The sequence below is a fragment of the Mesorhizobium sp. ES1-4 genome, from assembly GCF_020164745.1.
GTDB lineage: Bacteria > Pseudomonadota > Alphaproteobacteria > Rhizobiales > Rhizobiaceae > Mesorhizobium.
The window spans coordinates 32,331-52,500 of sequence record NZ_JAIUGV010000008.1 but is presented as its reverse complement, the minus strand read 5'-3'; the positions used below and the strand labels follow the sequence as shown (position 1 = coordinate 52,500).

The window sequence follows — 20,170 nt, the reverse complement described above, 5'->3', positions numbered from 1 at the left end:
TGCCGTAAGTGATGGCAGGAGTCGCGGCAGCGCGTGTTGCAACGGCAAATCGTTCTCATTTGGTTGGTGCGGGGGCCGCCGGCTGGTCACCGCCGGTCGTCGACTTGGGTCTGGTATCCTGTTCTATCGGCGGGTTCTTGTTGATGGTGTCGGTATTGGCTTTCGTCGGTTCGGTGCTGTTGTCACAAGCGCCGAGCGCAAGACAGGCCGCCAAAAACAGAAACGGCAGGAACCTCTTCATCGCAACCTCCTCTGGTTGATATTCGACAAACGAGGCTCCGCGACTTTGGTTGCCTGGAATGCGAAGCAGCAGGCGACCGGTCGTGAATCCCGAAACGAGGCGGATAACCGCACATCGTCCAGTTCCACAGCGAGATCGACAAGCCTTCGAACATGTCGCGGGCTATCGCCCTATCACGGTCAGGCCGAACAGGATGGCCAGCCATAGGCCGGCTGCCGCGACTGCAAGTCTGGGCAGGATGCCCCCGCCCGCCAGATGCATGAACAACAGCGCGATCACGACCGCCTTGGCGGCGGCTATCGCGAGGTTGACCGAGGAATTGAAGCCGCCGAGATCGAGAAGCGACGAGCCGACGGTAAGCGCCAGCAAGATGAGCAGCGCAAAATAACCAAAAGTGAGTTTTCGCAACGCGTTCATCGTCGTCACGCCCGGTTGATCAGATAAAGAACCGGGAACAGGAATACCCAGACGATGTCGACGAAATGCCAGTAGAGTCCAACTGCCTGCACGCGATGGGTGCGCTTGGCCTCCGTGGTTCCTGGCCAGAGCAGCAGCATGCCGGCGATCACAACGATGCCACATATCAGATGCAGTGCATGCAGCGACGTCATGGCGAAATAGAACGCGAAGAAGAGTTCGGCATGGGTCGGGTCGGGGCCTGAAAATCTGAACGGCGCGCCGAGGACCGGCGCCAGGCCCTCCTTGAATTCACTCGCGTATTCCATAGCCTTGATGAATAGAAAAATAGTCCCGAGCAGGCCAGTACAGATCAAAGCCCAGACTGCCGGACGCCAACGGCGGCTGGCCGTGAACATGTGCGCAAGCGCTATTGCAAAGCTGCTGGTCAAAAGAACGGCCGTATTCAACGTTCCGAGTGGCAGCGATAGATGTTGTGACGCAGCGGCGAATGCTGGTCCGTAGCTCGATCGCGCGAAGAAAAACAACAGCAGGACCGCGCCGAACAGCATCGCCTCGGAACAGATGAACACCCACATACCGAATGTATCGGCCGCTTTCTCGCGGGCTCGCGTATCGAAGGCGACACTTTCGGTTGTCGTGCTCATCGGGCTTCGTCCTTGTGTGGGCTGAACGCCTCGTGCCGCAGCCCCTTCATTGCGTAGTCATAGGCCGGACGATCGACTTTCGGCATGGTTTCGAAATTGTGCGGGGGCGGCGGTGACGCGGTCTGCCATTCGAGCCCGGTCGCGCCCCACGGATTGGCGGGCGCCCGCGCCCCTCGAAACATCGACCAGCCGAGGTAAAGCAGCGGCATCAGGTAGCCGACTGCCAGCACGACCGCGCCGGCGGACGACAAGACGTGCCAGAATTGAAACTCGGGCGGATAGGTATGATAGCGTCTCGGCATGCCGAGAAACCCGAGCACGAATTGGGGAAAGAAGGTCAGGTTGAAGCCGAGAAACGTCACGGTGGCGGCTATGCGCCCCCAAGTTTCGGAATACATGCGGCCCGTCAGTTTCGGCCACCAGAAATGCAGTCCGGCCATATAGGCCGTCACCATTCCGCCGACCATGATGTAGTGAAAATGCGCCACGACGAAATAGGTGGCGTGGACGTGGACATCGATGGCGAGCGCTGCCAGGAACAGCCCGGCCAGCCCCCCAAAAGTGAACAGCGCAAGGAAGAACAGGGCATAGAGCATCGGCGTCTCGAAGGTGATCTCGCCCTTGCGCAGGGTCAGGCTCCAGTTGAACACTTTTATGGCCGACGGGATGGCGACACAGAACGAAAGGAACGAGAACAGCACGCCCGCATAGGCCGATTGGCCGGAGACGAACATGTGGTGGCCCCAGACGAGGAAGCCGAACACCGCGATCGCCATCGAGGACAGGGCAACGGCCTTGTAGCCGAACAGCGGCCGGCGGCTGAAGCAGGGCAGCACCTCCGAGACGACGCCCATGCCGGGCAGGATCATGATGTAGACGGCTGGGTGCGAGTAGAACCAGAACAGGTGCTGGAACAGCAGCGGGTCGCCGCCAAGCGCCGGATTGAAAATACCGATACCGAACACCCGCTCAAGCACGATCAGGATCAGCGAGGCCGCCAGAACAGGCGTTGCCAGCACCATGACGAGGGCGGTGGCGTACATCGTCCAGACGAAGATCGGCAGCCTGAACCAGGTCAGTCCCGGCGCGCGCAGCTTGTGGATGGTGACGATGAAATTGACGCCGGTCATGATCGTCGAAAAGCCGACGATGAAGACGCCAAGCGCGGCCATCGACACAAAGCCATTGGCATAGAGCGTCGAGAGCGGCGTGTAGAAGGTCCAGCCCGTGTCGACGCCGCCGGCGAGAACCGAGACCAGGGCAAAGGCGCTGCCGAGGATGAAGACATACCAGCTGGCGAGGTTGAGGCGCGGAAAGGCGAGATCGCGCGCGCCGATCATCAGCGGCAGCAGGAAATTGCCCAGTGTCGCCGGGATCGACGGAACCAGGAAGAACCACACCATGATGATGCCGTGCAGCGAAAACAATCGGTTGTAGGTGTCGTCGGAGACGAGATCGCCGGCGGGCGTGGCAAGCTCCACGCGCATCAGCACGGCGAATGCGCCACCCAGGAAGAAGAACGCCGTGAGCGACACCAGATAGAGCCAGGCGACGCGTTTGTGATCGGTGGTCAGCAGCCATGCGGCGGGACCGGCGCCCTCGCCCAGATAGCTTGTAGGCCTCAGCGCCTCGGTGCTCATTGAGTTGCCTCGCTTTTCGTTGTCGCCCGCGGTGAAAGCGATTTCAGGTAGGCCAGCAGCATCTGCATTTCACCCTCGTCGACGAGACCATCGAAGCTCGGCATCACCGGGTCGTAGCCGGCGGCGATTTCCTTCTTCGGGTTGAGGATGGAATCGCGCAGATAGCGGTCGTCGGCGATGACTGTCTGCTGATTGTCCAACGCCACCGGCCGTCCGAATATCCCCGCGAGATCCGGCGCCCTCACCTTGCTGGATTTTTCATGGCAGCCGGAACAGCCGAGCGCCCGAAACAGCTTTTCACCGTCCGCCGCAAGCGTGTCGCCCTTTCCCTGATTTTCCAGCCACGCCGCGTAATCCTCCGGCGGCATCGCCGTTACCCAGCCGCCCATTTCCGAATGCTGCGTGCCGCAATATTGCGCGCAGAACAGATGATACCGCCCCGGTTCGTCGGCTGTGAACCAGACATTGGTGGTGCGCCCCGGCACGGCGTCCTGCTTGACCCGGAAGGCCGGCACGAAGAACGAGTGGATGACATCCTGCGATGCCAGCGAAACGATCACCGTCTTTCCGACCGGCACATGCAGTTCGTTGATCTCGCGCTGGCCGCCGGGATGGCGGAACTCCCACATCCATTGCTTGCCCAGGCCGGCGATTTCAAGCGCGTCGGGGGGCGGATGTTCGCGACGCAGGAAAAGCACGGCGCCCCAACCGAAGATGACGAAGGCAATCAGCAGGCTCGCTACTGTCCACGTCACTTCCAGGGGCAGGCTGCGCGCGCGCTCGCCGGTTCGTTCTGCCTTGGAACCGGCGCGATATTTGATGGCGTAGAAGACGACGAGGACGGTCAGGAAGAGTCCCAAGGCCGCGGTGAATGCCAGCAAGGTGTAGAACAACGTGTCGACGCTGCCGGCGATCGACGAGGCCTCGGGGGGCGTGAAAGGAATGCCGAAACTCATACCCGCCTCCCCCTCGTCAGGATGAAGAGGCTTGCGCCCAGCACCAGCAGTGTTGCCATTCCCGCCGTCTTCACGAGTGCATGTATCGCCGAGGTGTACTGCCCCTTCGATGTGTCGAAGCCGGCGCAGAGCAGGAAGACGTGGTCGGCGATCGATCCCAGGCGCCCCACCGATGCCTCGACCAGAGCGAGCCTCAGATCACGCGGCTCGAAGCTCAGCGCCGGCAGCACCTGCGCGATCCGCCCTTGCGGCGTCAGCGCTATGATGGCGATCGGATGAACATATTGGGCGATGCGGTCACGCCGGTCGAAGGTGATGCCGGCCTCCGACGCAAGGTCGGCGCCCGCGCCATCGGCGCTGGTCAGGAAGTGCCAGGCCGAGAAGCCGGCCGGACTGGCGGACTGCGCGACCGCGCTTCGGGCTGATGCCGCGTCGCCGGCGGTTTCCGAAGGGTCTATCGAGACGAAAAGTGCATTGTAGGTTGAAGGATCAAGGCCGGTCTTGTTCAGATCCGAGGCCACCGCCTGCTGGGTCACGCCACAGAGGTTAGGGCATTTGTCGTAGCCGAAAATAAGCAGCGCCGGCCGTCCGTCAAGAATATCGGACAACGGCGCCTGCTTGCCGGAGCTGTCTTGAAAAACCCGGTCGAGGTCGAGCTGGGCACCGACTTTCGGGTTGAAGGATGGTCGCGCCGATGCGCTGGCAGCGGTTGGCAGAAGCAGCAAGAATACCAGCAGCAGCAGACGCGTCATGGGCTCGTCCCCGTGGCCGGTGCGGCTGGCTGAGCCTGGGGCGCCTTGTCGTTTGGCTGCGCGGCGGATGGTCCGGCGTGGCAATTGCCGCCCTGAGGTGCGCGTGGAACCTGGCCTTCGAGCAAGCCGCAATCCTGGGTCGCCGAAGCGGCCGCGTCTGCCCAGTCCGGCAGTCCCCGCGTGGCAACCAGTTTCATCGCGTCCTCGATTGGGATGCGCGCCATGCCGGCTCCGCGATCGACCCAGGCAAGCTTGCCGAGTTCCTCATCTTCCTGCTTGCGGAATGTCGCGAGGTCGGCTCCCGGCGAGCGCTGCAAGACGGGACTTGCTTTGCTGGCCGTCCCCTTATTCCCCAGCGGCCAGTATGGCGAGGTGTTGAAAACCAGCTTCAATGCTATCGCCGCCAGGGCCAGAAAGACCAGCAGGCCGAGGCCAAAGAGCAGCAGGGCTCTCGGCCACACATCACGCGTCTCCGGATGCAAGGCCTTAGCCACGGACCAGCCTCCTGCGCCACACGGCGATCCGATCCGGCCTCGCCCAGAGGTAGAGGAAACACGCACACCACACGGCGCCCGCTCCCGCGAACGCCGCCATATCCGGCCAGGACATCCGCGCGCCGGCCGCCGATAGCGACGGGCGAACGCGCCAGACGACGTCGAGGAAATGTCCGGCAAGAACCACCGCGCCGAGCCCCAGCAGGCCGCGATGGCTGCGTTTGACCGAGCGCATGAGGAAAGCGACGAAGGGCAAGACGAACTGCAGCGCGATGAGCAGCCAGAGCAGATATTGCCAGCCATCCTGGCCGCGAAGCACATACCAGTGGATTTCTTCCGGCAGGTCACCGGCCCAGACAACCAGCCACTGCATGAACGACAGGTACGTCCACATCAGCATGAAGCCGAACAGCATGTTGGCGACGTCTTCGCCGAGCGCAACGTCCTCCTCGCCACCGGGCTTCGTCTCGATCGCGCGGTTGGCTGCCAACGCCACCAGAGCCAATGCGCACGCGCCGACGACTTCGGCCGCGGCTTCGAGCATCGCGTAGATGGTCGACGTGAACTCCGGCTCGATCGAAAGCATCCAGTCGATCGCAAGCACCGTTACCGCGAGGCCATGGACGATGAGCCCGATCGCATAGCCGGTGGCGGTCCCGCGGCTGGATCCGTCGCTCTCAGGCGCTGTCCAGCCGACGACGAGCCAGCCGAGCACCAGCCATGCCAGTGCACACACCAGGAAGCGACCGACGAAGAACGGCACGTTGAGATAAGCGAGTTTTTGCCGCACCACTTCCGGCAGCGTCGCGGGATCCGCTCCCACCCAGGAAAAAACCAGATCGAGCCGGGGGAGGACGGGTAGAAACAACAATAGCGCTATGGGCAACGTCGCGACCATGGCGCGCAAGGTCGGACGAAGCGCGAAGCCCCAGCGACCGCCTGTCAGGCCATGAACCATCAGGATGGTCATCGCGCCAAGCGGCAGCCCGAGCAGGAACAGCGCTGCGGTCAGCCAGCCGGCAAGCGTTGCCCGCGGATTCAGGAAAAGCCCAGTGCTGCAAAGCAGGAGCCCCGCCGCGGCTACAGCAACCGTCGGAGCTGAAAGACCATCGGGCCACACAAGACGTCTCATCGCGCGGCCTCCGCATCGAGTTTCGCGCGAAGGTTAACCGGCAGCGCATCGCCAGGTGCATGGCGTGAATATTGCAAGGCCCTGATATAGGCGACGATCGCCCAGCGGTCGTTTGGGGGCACACGCGCGGCATAGGAATACATCGCGCCATAGCCATTGGTGATCACATCGTAGAAATGGCGATCGGGCGCCTTGCGCAACGCGTCCTGATGGTAACTCGGGGGTGCGGGGAAACCGCGCTGAACCACCATGCCGTGCCCATCGCCGGTGCGGCCATGGCAAGGCGAGCAGAAGATGTCGAAACGCTGCCGACCGCGCTGAAGCAGCGCCATGGTGACCGGATACGGAAATTTGTCCGGCGTTGCCGCGAGGCCGGCGTCGCGCGCCACGGTGCCGTCGACTGGGGTCCGGGCCGACATGCCGTCGGCGAACTGCTTGCTGGCCTCGAGCGGGTCGTAGCGCGGCTGGTCGGCCATGTCCTGTTTGCAGCCGGCCAGCAGCAGGAGGAATGGCAGAAGGAGCGTGCGCCGTCTCATGCCTCCACCTCCTCGACCGTCTCCGCGCCGAGCCGGGTCAGTTGTCCCTTGGTGAGGCCCTTGCGATATTTCGGATCGGCCGCTTCGATGAGCAGGTAGAACTTGCCGCCCCGCGCATACGTGAACGTTTTGGCATTGAAGACCGGATGGTGGTATCGCGGCAAACCGTTCGCCCAGAGCATGGCGACGAAGCCGGCAAGGGCGGCGCCCAGGATGGCCGCCTCAAAGGCGATCACCGTGAATGGCGGCCAGGAATGCAGCGGCCGGCCGCCGACATTGACGGGGTAGTCGATCTCGACCGAATAGAGGATCAGGGCATAGACCAGCAGGCCGCCGGCCATGCCACCCGCCAACACGGCCCACGGCATCCGCGTCCTTGGCATACCCAGAATCTGGGCGAGACCGCGCACCTCGAAGGGCGAGAACGCGTCCATGCGCCGGTAACCCTTGTCGCGCATCGCTCGCGCCGCTTGCGTCAGCGCCTCGGGATCGGCGAAAGCCGCGATGACGCCATGGAGGCTCATGCGCCGCCGCCCTTCTCTTCGACCAGTTCCTCGACCTCGAAGATGGTGATCGCCGGCAGGATGCGGATGAACAGGAAGACCAGCGCGAAGAAGGTGCCGAGCGAACCGAACAGGATGCCGTAGTCGAGCCAGGTCAGCGATTGCTCGCCCCAGGAAGACGGCAGATAGCCGCGGCTCGGGCCGGTTACCACGATGACGTAGCGCTCCAGCCACATGCCGATGTTGATGATCAGTGCGATCGAAAACAAAATCGGCATGTTGAGCCGAACGCGCCGCAGCCAAAGCAGCTGCAGCACGATGCAGTTGCAGAACAGCATGACCCAGAACAGCGGCGCATAGGGGCCGACAGCACGCTGGGCCATCATGGCGCGCTCGTAGGGCTGTCCGGAATACCAGGCGAAGAATGCCTCCGACGCGTAGCCATAAACAACGATCATGCCGGCCGCGATCATCAGCTTGGCGGCATTCTCCATGTGCCGCAGCGTGATCAGGTCTTCGACCGCGAAGGCCCAGCGCAACGGGATGGCGATGGTCAGCACCATGGCGAAGCCGGACAACAGCGCGCCGGCGACGAAATAAGGCGGGAAGATCGTCGAGTAATAGCCCGGTGCGATGGCAAAGGTGAAGTCGAGTGCAACGATCGAGTGCACCGATACAACGAGCGGAGTGGCAAGCGCCGCCATCAGGAAATAGACCGTCCTATAGCGCGCCCAGTGAAAGGCCGAGCCGCGCCAGCCGAGCGCCAGGATGCCGTAGAAGAGCTGTCCGGCGCGCGACATGGCGCGGTCGCGCAGCACGCCGAGATCCGGCAGCAGGCCCATGTACCAGAACAGCAGCGAGACGGTGGCGTAAGTGGCGATCGCGGAAAAATCCCATACCAGCGGGCTGCGCCATTGCGGCCAGTGCATGTGCGTGTTGGGCAGGGGCAGCAGCCAGTAGAAGAACCATGGCCGGCCGAGATGCAGGATCGGGTAGAGCCCGGCCATTGCCACGGCAAACAGCGTCATGGCCTCGGCGAAACGATTGATCGAGGCGCGCCAGGGCTGGCGCAGCAAAAGCAGCACCGCCGAGATCAGCGTGCCGGCATGGCCGATCCCGATCCACCAGACGAAGCTGGAAATCATTGTGCCCCAGGCAACGGGGATGTTGATGCCGTAAGCGCCGACGCCGACCGAAATCAGGTAAGTAATGGAATAGAGGAACAGCAGCACGAAGACGAAGCAGACGAAGAACGCCGCCCAGAAGAACCGCGGCAGCCTGCCTTGAAGGACGACCGCGCTGATGCGGCCGCTGATTTCGGGAAAGTCATGATGGCCACGCAGCACGGGCGCTCGCGGCACGGCATTTTCGGCTCTGGCGCCCAACGCTTCAGCCATTGCCGCCGGTCTCCGTGCCTGGCTTGCCGGCAATCCGGCTGTTCGGATTGGTGATCTTGCCGAGATACGTTGTGCGTGGCCGCGTGTTCAGCTCTTCGAGCAGGGCATAGTTGTGCGGCGCGGCTTTCTCGCGCGCGACACCAGAGCCTTTCCTGTTGAGGTCGCCGAAAGTGATGGCTTGTGTCGGGCATGCCTGCTGGCAAGCGGTGACGACTTCGCCGTCACCGATTTCACGGTTCTCGATTTGCGCGCGGATGCGTTTTTCGGCAATGCGCTGGACGCAGTAGGTGCATTTTTCCATGACACCGCGCGAGCGCACGGTGACATCGGGATTATGCGCGGCCTGCTGCGGCCCCGCACTGTCCTTGTCGAATTCCTGATATTCGAGGAAATTGAAGCGCCGCACCTTGTAGGGGCAGTTCTGCGAACAGTAGCGTGTGCCGATACAGCGGTTGTAGACCTGCGCGTTCAGCCCGTCATGGGTATGGACCGTCGCGTTGACCGGACAGACCACCTCGCACGGCGCCTTCTCGCAATGCATGCACGGCACGGGCTGGAAGAAGATGTCGGGATCGTCGACGGGGCCGGCATAGTAGCGGTCGATGCGCAGCCAATGCATTTCATGACCAAGTGCCGCCTCGTCGGGCCCGACGGTCGCGATGTTGTTCTCGGCCTGGCACGCCGACACGCACGCCATGCAGCCGATGCAGGCAGAAAGGTCGACCGACATGCCCCAGGCTTCCTGGTCATAGGCCCAGTCGGGGTACAGCGATTCCGTAGGAGGCGGCGGCACGCCGTCGCGCACGAAATGTGGGTTTTGCCTGAAGGCGTCGAGTGTCGCGTGCCGCACGATCGCCCTGCCCTCCATGGCCTGATGATGCTGGGTCGTCACCACCCGCGCCGAACTGTCGCGCGCGGTCAAGACGAGGCCATCGGCGAACCAGGGAGCGTCAGTGGTCCGCAAGGCAAAGGCGTCGTAGCCGCCACTCAGCGCAGCGACGGAACCGATCTTGCGCCCGAACCCGAACGACAGCGTCACCGTGTCCTCGGGCTGTCCGGGCATGATCCATACCGGCGCGTCGAGGTCCTTGCCGCCTCGCGCCAGATTGACCACCTGCCCGTTTTCGAGCTTCAGCCGCTGCGCTGTCGCCGGCGAGATCAGCGCCGCATTGCCCCAGATGAGCTTGCTCAGCGGCCGCGGCAGTTCCTGCAGCCACGAGGAATTGGCGTGACGGCCATCGCGCAGCCAGGGGTCGGCGACGAAGCGCAGTTCCAGCCGATCGGCAACGGCCGCGTGCCGCGTGGGACCGCCGATATCAGGCGGCATCGAGACGGCGACAGCAGTAGTGGCGCTGTCCGGCACGACGCCATCGCGCAGTGCTTTTTTCCAGGCCGGCTCGTCCACGGCCGCCCATGTCCGGCGCACCAGGGCCTGCATATCGGCATTGAACTCACCGCCAAGCGCCGCCAACAGTTGATGCATGCTCTTGCCGTCGAACAGAGGCTGGATCAGAGGCTGCACGATCGAAGCCGTGCCGTCGTACGCACGGATGTCGCTCCAACTTTCCAGTTCGTGCGCGGCGGGAACGTGCCATTGCGCCAGAAATGCGGTCTCGTCGCGGTAGAGCCCCGAATGGACGAGAAGTTTCAGCATTGAGAAGGCCTTGCGCACGTCGATGTCCGACGGCGCCGTGTGCAAGGGATTGCAGCCGAGCACGACAGCGCTGTCGATCGATCCTCTCGTGATGGCCTGGCAAAACGCGGGAAGATCGCCGTCGATCGGCATGGCGTCCGTCGGCTCGATGAAGTCCAACGTGTTGCCGACGGCTCCTAGCCTGGCATTCATCGCGAATGCCACGGCATGGACGAAGGGCGTCTGGTGCGCACCAGGCACCACCAGGGCATTGCGGCCGGCACTGTGGAGATCGTCGACAAGAGCGTGTTCCATGCCGAGCGACGGCAAGCTCGTCGCATCGTGCTCGCCTTCGAGAGCTGCCTTGATCGCCGCCGCGACGCCTTGCACCAGACCTGGTCCGACGGCATGGCGATGATCCGCCGCCGCGCCCGTGATTGTAGGCGTCGACTCGACGACGTAGAGACGGCTCATCGTGTCCGCCGACCGACGCACGCGCCGCCGTCGCGCGAAATCGCGGGCATAGGCCAGACGCCCCGGCCCTTCGCCCAGGAAATCGGCATCGAGGCCGACGATCACATCGGCGCGGTCGAAATGGTAGACCGGCGTCAGTGGCCTGCCGAACAGCCTGGTCGTTGCCTGCTCGTTCGCGCTGGACGCAAGCGGATCGTGCTTGAAGACGCGAAGTTTGGGATAGCGTTGCTTGAGCGACCCGATCTGCGCCTTGGTCGTCGGCGACGTCGTGGCCTCTATCAGCAGTGCCAAGCCTTGCCCGCCCGAAGCGGCCAATCCGCCGGCAAGCTCCGCCATGTCTTTCAGAAAGTCGCCGTAACTCGCAGGCTCGCCTTGCCTGAGCGGCGTGCGCGATCGTTCGGGATCAAACAGCGACAGCACCGCCGCCTGCATGATGGCGTCGGTAGCGCCGCGCGAGGCCGGATGATCGGGGTTGCCTTCGACCTTGGTGGGCCGGCCTTCGTGGCTCTCGACGACCGCGCCGATGCCGTAGCCGTCGCTGGAGAGGGCAGTCGCATAGTAGCGCGGCTTGCCGGGGATGAGGTTCTCCGGCTGGTGCACGTAGGGCACGATGCGCTCGGCCTCGCTGCAGGCGGTCAGACCGGCCAGCGAAAGCGATGCGCCCATCAGCTTCAACAAGCTGCGTCGATCAAGACTGAACGGCAGGCGTTCGGCGATCGCCGGGAATTCCGCCTCGACGAAGCGCCGGAACCCGGCCGTATCGGCGAGTTCATCCAGGCTGCGCCACGGCTCGCGTCCCACCGCCGCCAGCCGCAGTGCAGCAAGATCGGAGGCCGAGACCGGCTTTCTGTCAGCGGTGGCAGACATAGCAATCCGTCATCGTCTCGGGATGGATATCAAGGACGCTGATCAGCGAGCGCCTGATCTCGTCGATGTCTTGCGGCGGTTTCCAGTGCAGGAGGAAAACATCACGCGGCGGGCGAAGGTTGGGACCGGGATCGCGATGACAGCCCAGGCACCATTCCATGGACAGGGAATGCGCCCGCTGCATCAACGGCATGCCGTCGACATCGCCGTGGCAGGTCTCGCAGGCGACTCCCTTGGCGATATGGATGGAATGGTTGAAGTAGACGAAGTCAGGCACCGAATTGACGCGCTGCCATTGCAGCGGCTGCCCTGAAGCCAGGCTTGCACGCACCGGCGCCAGCATGTCGGCACCGGTGAAAAGTTGCGAATGGCAGGTCATGCACACCTCGGTCGCCGGCAATCCGGCGGAGGCCGACGTCTCGACGCCGTTGTGGCAATACCGACAGTCCAGCCCGATATCGCCGACATGGTGCTTGTGACTGAACGGGACTGCCTGTGCCACCGGCCGGCCAACACCGGTGATGAAACCGGAACGCAAAAGGGCCGTGCCGCCGATGGCCGCGAAAATCGCGAAGAAACAAAGCCCCCATAGTACAAAGCGGGCAATTCCATTGGCATTGCTGGAAAAGACCTGCGGCATCCCCTCGCCGATTTGCATATTTTTAGATCGAGCGGCTAACGGCGGCGACGTGCCAAAGGTTCCGCAGGCATGGAATGCTCACAAAATAGTGACGTTCGAGAAACTCCAAAAAACCGCCGGCAATCGCAACCAAGCGCAACAGCCTGCGTTCGGCATGATCACGATCGATGTCAAAAGGAAATATTGCCATGGCACCCGCCAGTCCGAACCGCGCCACCATCACCCGCTCAGGTCCCGCCTTCTGGTGGGCGATGTTCGTGGGCGTGTTACTGGCGATACTCGGCCTGTTGATCGGCGCGGGCGGCGCCTGGCTCATCACGCTGGGCGGATCCTGGTATTACCTGCCTGCAGGAGTGGCCCTTCTCGTCGCGGGCATCTTGCTTTTGAGCGGCAATGCCGCTGGAGTCTGGCTTTATGTCGTGACCTGGATCGCGACGCTGGCCTGGGCCTATTGGGAAGTGGGCATGGACGGTTGGGGCCTGATGCCGCGCGTGCTCGCTCCGACAATTATCCTGATCTTCGTTCTGCTGACCTTGCCGGCCTTCAGCGCCGACCGCGCCAAGCGCGTTCGCGATGCCGCGTACGCGGTAACATCCGCCGGCGTCGTCGTTGCCGGCTGCGTAGTCGGACTTCATCATTTCACGCTTGCGGCACAATCGCAGGAAGCGACCCCCTCTGCAACGCCGCCAGTTGAAGGCGCGGCGGGAACCACCCCACCGGCCCAGGCCGACACGACTATCCACCAGGCTGGATCGAATTGGCCTGTCTACGGGGGCTCGGAGTTGGCCACCCGCTATTCGCCTCTCAAACAGATAACCGCCGACAATGTCGCGAAGCTGACCAAGGTCTGGGATTTCCACACCGGCGATATGCCAAGCAAGGCGGCGGCCGGCAAATACTCTCCGGAAAACACCCCGCTCGAAGTCGACGGCCATCTCTTCGCCTGTTCGGCCAAAGGCATCGTCATCTCGGCCAATGCGGCGACCGGCAAGGAGGAGTGGCGTTATGATCCGAAAGTGTCCGATGACGCCATTCCATATGGCGCCACCTGCCGTGGTGTCGCCTATTACGCCACGCCCGGAGCAAATGCCGAGCAGCCATGCGCGACCCGCATTCTGTGGGGCACGCTCGATGCCAGGCTGATCGCCATCGATGCCAGGACCGGCAAGGCGTGCAGCGATTTCGGCCAGCAAGGCGTCGTCGACCTCACCCAGGGGCTCGGCAAGACGGTACCTGGCTGGTATTCGGTGACGGCGCCGCCGACCATCGTGCGCGGCATCGCCATTCTTGGCGCCCAGGTGCAGGATGGACAGGCCGAGGATGCGCCGTCGGGCGTGGTGCGCGGCTATGATGTAATATCGGGCAAACTCGTCTGGGCATGGGACATGGGTCATCCCGACCGCACCGGCGCGCCGCCCCAAGGCGACACCTATACGCGCGGCACACCCAATATGTGGACCGTCGCAGCCGCCGATCCGCAGCTCGGCTATGTCTATTTGCCGCTGGGCAACGCCTCGGTCGACTATTACGGCGTCGATCGCAAGGGCTTCGAAAATCAATATAACTCCTCGATCGTCGCCATCGATGTCACGACAGGCAAGCCGGTCTGGCATTTTCAAACCGTCCATCACGACCTTTGGGATTACGACCTCGGCTCGCAGCCGACGCTCGTCGACTTCCCGACAGCTGATGGAAAAGTCCCCGCAATCATCGTGCCAAGCAAGCAGGGCCAGATCTACGTACTCGACCGCAAGACCGGCAAGCCACTCTTCCCGGTCGAGGAGCGGCCGGTTCCGTCCGGTGGCGTCGAACCCGAGAAGCTGTCCAAGACGCAGCCCTACTCCGGCTATGCGCATCTCGATCAGCCGGTGCTGACCGAGAAGAACATGTGGGGCATGAGCCCGCTCGACCAGCTCTACTGCCGCATCCAGTTCCGGCAGGCCTTCTACCAGGGCGAATACACGCCGCCGACCGTGGAAAAGCCTTTCATCGAATATCCCGGCTACAATGGCGGCTCGGACTGGGGCAGCGTCGCCGTCGATACCGATAACGGCATCCTGATCGCCAACTACAACGACATGCCAAATTACAATCAGTTGCTGCCACGCAAGGAAGCCGACAAGATCGGTTTCAAGTCGATCGAGCAGGGCGGCGGTTCGCAGAAGGCCAAGGACATGGGCAGTCCGCAGATGGGATCGCCCTATGCCATCGCCGTCAATGCGGGTTGGCGCCTCTCCACGGGACTGCTCTGTTCCGAACCGCCCTATGGCCACATCCGTGCCATCGAGCTGAAAACCGGCAAGACACTGTGGGACGAGCCGCTCGGCGAGGCGGTCGAGAATGGCCCATGGGGCATCCCGTCGATGTTGCCGGTCGACATCGGCACCCCAAACAATGGCGGACCGCTGGTGACGGCTGGCGGGCTGATCTTCATTGCCGCGGCGACGGACGACAAGTTGCGCGCCATCGACATCAAGACCGGCAAGGTGGTTTGGCAAGTGGATCTGCCGGCCGGCGGCCAGGCCACGCCGATGACCTATGAAGTCAATGGCCGGCAGTATGTCGTTATTGCACCCGGCGGCCATCATTTCATGGAGACGAAGATCGGCGACGAGGTCATTGCCTACGCGTTGCCCGCAGGCTGAGCGGGCACCCTCACGGGAACTCCGCCATGCGGTGTTCGCATTGAGCGACGACAGCACAAGGGGGTGGGCATCTGCTCGAGGGCATCGTGCGGCCGACGCTCGAAGTGCCGGTGGCGGAAGCGAAAGGTCATAGGCGTCGCCGCAAACGGCCGGACAAGCGATGTCCTTGTCATCTTGCCGGCAGGTGTCGGGTTCCGTCGGCGGCCGGACGGACGCGACGCTGGGCGAACGGATGCCGGCTCGCCCCTGAGAGGAGGGAGCCCGCGCGATATCAGCGCGTGGCGGCCTTGATCTATCTCAAAGCGGGCCTCGGGGCATACGTGTCTACTTCCTTCATGCTGCATCAACCCTCACACACTTGGCTTAAGCTCGGGGCCTGCCGACCCACGATCCGGCGCATGGGCCGAAGATCGAGGTGAGGCCTGGAGCAGACATGCCAAATGTGGTCGCAGGAGCGGCCGGGCGGCTTTCCGAAATCCCGAAGTCCATCATTGGAGTTGAACATGGAGAAGACCGACGTCGTTGCCGCGCTTGGGCAGACCGAACTCCTGCGGCCTGCCTGGGTCAAGGCGGCATTGGCTGCCAACGATCGGCTGAAATTCTATCTGACGGCGCTGCAGGCAGCCCATGCCCATGCCGATCATCCCGGGACAGCGCAACTCGACCTGCATCGGGAATATGCCGCAGCGCATATCGATGCGCCTTGGATCATCGAACTTCCCAGCTCCGCCTACCTTGAAGGTTCGACACTGCATCTCGCAAAGCTGCCCGAGCTGGCGGCGAAACTGCGCGACGATCTGCGCACGATGGCAAGGCCGATCCAAGGCAGCGCCGAAGAAGCGCATCCCGCGCTTTGCGCGCGCGTCGACCAGTGGTGCGGATGGCTCGGCCAGGTCGGAGCGACGCTCGATACGGCGCAGTTGCAGGCCCTGACCAGCGGCAAACGCGGTGACGAAGACAGCTTCCACCTGCTGGTCATGGATTTGCACAAGGCGCTCAATCAGCTGGCGGCGCATCTCTCCGACGAGACGATCGATGGCGCCCATGTCTGGCAATTGTCCGAGCAGGACGGACCGCTTATTTCCGCTTTCATGCAGGGCCTCAACCGCACGCGAGCGCTGAAGCTCGACCATCCAGGCCTGGAAACAGCCGCGACACGCGACGGCGACCGCCTGCTCATTCAGAACGACATCGGCACGAACGACGCGCATGTGCTCGTCGCCCAGGTGGAAGGCCTGGTTCTGACGCTGACCTACTCGGACCTGCATCGACAGCGTTTCGGATTCTTCCAGGAGCTTCTTTCGCAGATCGGCGCGAAATGGTCGGCGGTCGGCTCACGGATGACCGAGGCCCTCAATTCAGGTGACGCGTACTACGTAGGCACCGCAGCGTTTGAATGCGCCGACGAGGCCGCCCTGCACAAGGCGCTGCAAGGGCTGGGGGCGCGGATCGTCTTTCTGATCGACTGGAATCGCGCCCGCAAACGCCTGCGCCAGATCGTCGGCAAAGCTGGTTCCATTGCCGTCCTGAATGAATGTGCGCGGCGAGAAATCGGTCATCGGGGCTGGCTGGAGGCGGGCGGCGAAACACTGATCTTCGCCGCCATGGAGGCGGTCGGCAGCGACTATTTTCGTATCGGTGACACGCTTGACGCGGTCATGGGAGCCGCCTCCGCTCGAGAGTTCCTGGTCGAGGCGCTGGCTGCATCGTCGCTGGCAATGCAGCAGCATCAGCCGGTCTCAAGGATCGCGGACTCGATCCGCCTGCTGCTCATTCGCCATATCAGGCGCCATCACGATGAGTTCGCGTTGCTGAGCGAGCACGCTTCGTTTTGCCATGCGCTGGCCGAAGGCATCCGCGATGCGATCGCCCATGGACATGAGCGTTCCACCAAGGACGCGGAAAAACTGGCCCGGCGGGCCAAGGCATGGGAGCGTCAGGCGGATCTGCTCGTCATGAGCTCACGCGAACGGGCCGAACGCAATCCGCGCTGGTTGCCGTTCACACGGCTGATCGAGCGTGCCGACGACATTGCCGATGCCATGGAAGAAGCGGCGTTCCTGTTCTCGCTGATCGCCGAGAACCACAACAAGGGCTGGCCCGGCGACGTGCGCGAAGGCATGCGGCAGCTTGCGGAAAAAACCCTCCAGGCCACGCAGGATCATGTCAAGCTGCTGGTGATCGCCAGCGGGCTTGGCGAAGGCAGTGACGCAAGCGACCATGAGGAATTCATTGCCGTCTCCTGGCGCGTGCTCAATGCCGAACAGCAATGCGACCAGTTGCTGCGCGACGTCCGGCGGCTTCTGGTGCGCAACATCGACGATGCCGCGACACTTGGCCTGGGCACCGATTTCGCCGCGGCGCTGGAGTCGGCCACCGATGCCCTGCTCGCGACCGCCTATGGGATACGCGATCTGGCGTTCAGCCGCCTGGGGGCCGGGACATGAAAGCGTCCGCCAGGCCGACCGAGCAGCCGATGGCCAGGGAAGATCTCGAACGCGTGTACTTCATCGGCGACAGTAAGCCGCTGTCCGACGCAATGACGCCCGCCGTCCTTGGTTCCAAGGCCTACAACCTTGCCCGACTGGCCGCGCTCGGCCTCAAGGTTCCGCCAGCCTTTGTCATCGGAACCGGTTATTGTGCCGATCCGCAAGCAGTGGTTCCGCAGCTTTGGCAGGCTGCCCTGGCCGAGTTGGAAGCGGTCACCGGATTGAAACTGGGAGACGCTCGCCGGCCGCTGCTCCTCTCGGTACGATCAGGCGCGCCGGTGTCGATGCCGGGCATGATGGAAACGCTGCTGAACATCGGACTTACGGATACGACCATTCCCGGCCTCATACGCCTGAGCGGCCATCCGCGGCTTGCCTGGGACGCCTACCGCCGTCTCATCGCCGGCTATGGGGAGGTTGTCGCCGGCATCGACGCCAAACATTTCGAGGCCGACCTTGACGCCATTCGCCATGACGAGGATGAACGATCCCTCGACTTCGCAAGCCTGCGTCAGATCGCGCATCGGCATCTGGAGACCTTTTGTAGGGAGGCCGGCGTACCTTTCCCGCAAAGCGCGGAAACCCAGCTGCACGGAGCGGTCTGCGCCGTTTTCCGATCATGGGGAAGCGAGAAGGCGGTAGCCTATCGCAATCTCCACGACCTGTCGCACGGCATGGGCACGGCCGTGGCCGTCCAGCGCATGGTGTTCGGCAATGCCGGCGGCCTCTCGGGAGCCGGCGTTGGCTTCACACGCAATCCCAGCACGGGCGACCCCAATCCCTGGGTGGATTTTCTTTTCAATGCGCAGGGCGAGGACGTCGTCAGCGGGCGCCGCACCGCCAAAGGCCACGACGAGCTCGCTGCGGTCGCACCGCGCGTCTGGGACGAGCTTGTCGACGCGACCGCGCTGCTCGAACGCCATTTTGGCGACATGCAGGACTTCGAATTCACCGTGCAGGAAGGGGTCCTCTACCTCCTGCAGACACGCACCGGCAAGCGCACGCCGTTGGCAGCCGCCCGCATCGCGCTCGACTTGCTGGCCGCGGGTTTGATCGACGCCGAGACCGCGCGCGAGCGGACCCGCGGTCTCGACGAGCATGCGCTGACCGTCAGCATCATCGCGGCCGACGATGGGGCAGCGCTGTCGCCAATCGCGTCGGCCGCATCCGCGGCCAACGGCGTCGTCTCCGGCGAGATCGCTCTCGATGAGGTCAGGGTGCGGGAACGCAAAGCTGCGGGCGCGATCGTGATCCTGGTTCGCCGCGATGCCGAGACCAGCGACATCGCCGCGCTTGATCTTGCCGACGGTTTGTTGACGCAGCATGGCGCCAGGACGTCCCATGCCGCCGTCATCGCGCGCCAGCTCGGCAAAGTCTGCCTGGTCGGGTGCGAGACAATGACGATTGACGACGCGCGAAGGGAGATCGCCATTGGCGGCACGGTCTTCCCCGAGGGGGCAACACTGACCTTGGATGGCAATAGCGGCAAGATCTACTCGGGAATGGCACGCATCACCGAGACCGTGCCGGTCGAGTTGTTGGCGCGGCTCAATGCCTTGCATCGCCGCGTCGGGTTTGTCGAAGGCAGGGCATGAACAGGCGAAGTCTTCTCATCGGCGCTGGCGGCACATTGCTGTTGGCGGGAGCCGGAACAGCCGCCTGGACGTTGGCTGTCGGATCGATGACCGCCTACGGCGCTTACGCTGGCCGAATGCGTGCCAGGTTAACGGCGGCGCCGGACATTCGCGATCTTGTCCGCTATGCCGCGCTTGCCGCCAACAGCCACAATACCCAACCCTGGCGGTTCACCGCCGGCGACGGCGTCATCGACATCCTGCCGGACGGCTCTCGCCGGACACCCGTCGTCGATCCGGACGGCCATCACCTGTTCGTGAGTCTTGGGAGTGCCGCCGAGAACCTGTCAATTGCGGCCGCGGCGACGGGGCGACCGGGCGAGATGGAGCTAAGCCAGGATGGTGTGCGCTATGTTTTTTCCAGCGGACCGGAAAGCGCCGGTCCTCTGCTTGCTGCAATCGAGAAGCGGCAGTCGACCCGTGCCGGATACGATGGTCGTTCCGTTCCGGCCGCCGACCTCTCGAGGCTCGAACTGGCTGCGGCGCGGCCCAAGATTCGGCTGATCCTCATCACCGACCGAGCGCGGGTTGGCCGGATGCGCGATCTCGTCATCGCCGGCAACAGCATGCAGATGGCCGATCCAGCGTTCATGCGCGAGCTCAAGCAATGGGTGCGGTTCAATCCGCGCAGCGCCATGGCGTCCGGGGACGGGCTGTTCTCGGCTGCAAGCGGCAACCCCATCCTGCCGACCATGCTCGGAGACCTGGCTTTCGACCAATTCTTCCGGGCCGGAGCCGAGAACGACAGGTATGCCCGCCATATCGCGTCCTCGCCGGGCGTCGCGGTGTTCCTTGCCGAGCGCGAAGACAAAGCGCACTGGATCGAGGTCGGCCGCGCCTGCCAGCGCTTCGCCCTGGCAGCCACCAGCCTTGGCCTGAAGTGCGCCTTCATCAACCAACCGGTCGAGGTCGCCAGCTTGCGTTCCGAGCTCGCGGCATTGGTCGGAGAGAGTGGCCTACGGCCGGACATCGTCATGAGTTCGGCTACGGGCCAGAGTTGCCGTTCTCGCCGCGCCGTCCAGTCGAAACGGTGCTGACGCAGCGCACGTAAGGCGACTTTCTCGTCCGACCGG

Annotated in this window: 18 protein-coding genes and 1 pseudogene; 5 read left to right on the top strand and 14 right to left on the bottom strand. The window is 63.5% G+C overall.

Annotated features, from left to right (window positions below; translation table 11 throughout):
- Nucleotides 1–55 precede the first annotated feature (55 nt).
- The 13 genes from LB556_RS16590 to LB556_RS16530 all read right to left on the bottom strand — a co-directional run bounded on the left by LB556_RS16590 (nucleotide 56) and on the right by LB556_RS16530 (nucleotide 12,329).
- The gene (locus tag LB556_RS16590) at nucleotides 56–241 is read right to left on the bottom strand and encodes a hypothetical protein (protein ID WP_224568798.1); all 186 of its coding nucleotides are present in this window, start codon (nucleotides 239–241) and stop codon (nucleotides 56–58) included.
- 162 nt (nucleotides 242–403) lie between these two features.
- Nucleotides 404–658, bottom strand: coding sequence for a cytochrome C oxidase subunit IV family protein (locus LB556_RS16585; protein ID WP_224568797.1), 255 nt, complete (start codon nucleotides 656–658; stop codon nucleotides 404–406).
- 5 nt (nucleotides 659–663) lie between these two features.
- Nucleotides 664–1,305: a cytochrome c oxidase subunit 3 gene (locus tag LB556_RS16580; protein ID WP_224568796.1), complete on the bottom strand. Its 642-nt coding sequence runs from the start codon at nucleotides 1,303–1,305 to the stop codon at nucleotides 664–666.
- Nucleotides 1,302–2,945 carry a cytochrome c oxidase subunit I gene (gene ctaD / locus LB556_RS16575; protein ID WP_224568795.1) on the bottom strand — a complete coding sequence of 548 codons (1,644 nt, stop codon included), beginning with the start codon at nucleotides 2,943–2,945 and terminating at the stop codon, nucleotides 1,302–1,304. Before ctaD ends, LB556_RS16580 begins: the two co-directional genes overlap by 4 nt.
- Nucleotides 2,942–3,901 carry a cytochrome c oxidase subunit II gene (coxB, locus tag LB556_RS16570; RefSeq protein ID WP_224568794.1) on the bottom strand — a complete coding sequence of 320 codons (960 nt, stop codon included), beginning with the start codon at nucleotides 3,899–3,901 and terminating at the stop codon, nucleotides 2,942–2,944. Before coxB ends, ctaD begins: the two co-directional genes overlap by 4 nt.
- The gene (locus LB556_RS16565) at nucleotides 3,898–4,653 is read right to left on the bottom strand and encodes an SCO family protein (protein WP_224568793.1); all 756 of its coding nucleotides are present in this window, start codon (nucleotides 4,651–4,653) and stop codon (nucleotides 3,898–3,900) included. Before LB556_RS16565 ends, coxB begins: the two co-directional genes overlap by 4 nt.
- Nucleotides 4,650–5,147: a hypothetical protein gene (locus LB556_RS16560; protein WP_224568791.1), complete on the bottom strand. Its 498-nt coding sequence runs from the start codon at nucleotides 5,145–5,147 to the stop codon at nucleotides 4,650–4,652. Before LB556_RS16560 ends, LB556_RS16565 begins: the two co-directional genes overlap by 4 nt.
- Nucleotides 5,140–6,117 carry a hypothetical protein gene (locus tag LB556_RS16555; protein ID WP_224568790.1) on the bottom strand — a complete coding sequence of 326 codons (978 nt, stop codon included), beginning with the start codon at nucleotides 6,115–6,117 and terminating at the stop codon, nucleotides 5,140–5,142. Before LB556_RS16555 ends, LB556_RS16560 begins: the two co-directional genes overlap by 8 nt.
- 158 nt (nucleotides 6,118–6,275) lie before the next feature.
- Nucleotides 6,276–6,815, bottom strand: a complete 540-nt coding sequence (locus LB556_RS16550) for a c-type cytochrome (protein WP_224568788.1) — start codon at nucleotides 6,813–6,815, stop codon at nucleotides 6,276–6,278.
- A complete protein-coding gene (locus tag LB556_RS16545; RefSeq protein ID WP_224568786.1) occupies nucleotides 6,812–7,339 on the bottom strand; it encodes a DUF3341 domain-containing protein in 528 nt (175 codons plus the stop codon). Before LB556_RS16545 ends, LB556_RS16550 begins: the two co-directional genes overlap by 4 nt.
- Entirely contained in the window at nucleotides 7,336–8,715 is a 1,380-nt protein-coding gene (gene nrfD, locus LB556_RS16540; protein ID WP_224568784.1) for an NrfD/PsrC family molybdoenzyme membrane anchor subunit, read from the bottom strand. Before nrfD ends, LB556_RS16545 begins: the two co-directional genes overlap by 4 nt.
- Nucleotides 8,708–11,689, bottom strand: a complete 2,982-nt coding sequence (locus tag LB556_RS16535) for a TAT-variant-translocated molybdopterin oxidoreductase (RefSeq protein WP_224568782.1) — start codon at nucleotides 11,687–11,689, stop codon at nucleotides 8,708–8,710. The genes nrfD and LB556_RS16535 overlap by 8 nt, the downstream gene beginning before the upstream one ends.
- Nucleotides 11,673–12,329 (bottom strand): cytochrome c3 family protein, encoded by a 657-nt coding sequence (locus LB556_RS16530; RefSeq protein WP_224568780.1) that lies wholly within the window; start codon nucleotides 12,327–12,329, stop codon nucleotides 11,673–11,675. Before LB556_RS16530 ends, LB556_RS16535 begins: the two co-directional genes overlap by 17 nt.
- Nucleotides 12,330–12,517: 188 nt before the next feature.
- Between LB556_RS16530 and LB556_RS16525 the strand changes: the two genes are divergently transcribed.
- Together LB556_RS16525 and LB556_RS16520 are read left to right on the top strand one after the other, a co-directional pair.
- Nucleotides 12,518–14,974 carry a membrane-bound PQQ-dependent dehydrogenase, glucose/quinate/shikimate family gene (locus tag LB556_RS16525; RefSeq protein WP_224568778.1) on the top strand — a complete coding sequence of 819 codons (2,457 nt, stop codon included), beginning with the start codon at nucleotides 12,518–12,520 and terminating at the stop codon, nucleotides 14,972–14,974.
- Nucleotides 14,975–14,981: 7 nt separating this feature from the next.
- A pseudogene (locus LB556_RS16520) lies at nucleotides 14,982–15,129 on the top strand (DNA-binding protein); the annotation flags it as partial.
- Between the two features lie 333 nt (nucleotides 15,130–15,462).
- Here LB556_RS16520 and LB556_RS16515 read toward each other — a convergent pair.
- Nucleotides 15,463–16,185 carry a hypothetical protein gene (locus LB556_RS16515; protein ID WP_224568776.1) on the bottom strand — a complete coding sequence of 241 codons (723 nt, stop codon included), beginning with the start codon at nucleotides 16,183–16,185 and terminating at the stop codon, nucleotides 15,463–15,465.
- Between LB556_RS16515 and LB556_RS31860 the strand changes: the two genes are divergently transcribed.
- The 3 genes from LB556_RS31860 to LB556_RS16500 are packed head-to-tail and all read left to right on the top strand — an operon-like array spanning nucleotide 16,186 to nucleotide 20,134.
- Nucleotides 16,186–17,421 carry a DUF47 domain-containing protein gene (locus LB556_RS31860; protein ID WP_224568774.1) on the top strand — a complete coding sequence of 412 codons (1,236 nt, stop codon included), beginning with the start codon at nucleotides 16,186–16,188 and terminating at the stop codon, nucleotides 17,419–17,421. It abuts the gene before it with no gap.
- Nucleotides 17,418–19,058: a PEP/pyruvate-binding domain-containing protein gene (locus tag LB556_RS16505; RefSeq protein ID WP_224568772.1), complete on the top strand. Its 1,641-nt coding sequence runs from the start codon at nucleotides 17,418–17,420 to the stop codon at nucleotides 19,056–19,058. Before LB556_RS31860 ends, LB556_RS16505 begins: the two co-directional genes overlap by 4 nt.
- Complete coding sequence (locus tag LB556_RS16500; RefSeq protein WP_318011292.1) at nucleotides 19,055–20,134, top strand: Acg family FMN-binding oxidoreductase; 1,080 nt, start codon at nucleotides 19,055–19,057, stop codon at nucleotides 20,132–20,134. Before LB556_RS16505 ends, LB556_RS16500 begins: the two co-directional genes overlap by 4 nt.
- The last annotated feature ends 36 nt before the right edge of the window (nucleotides 20,135–20,170 follow it).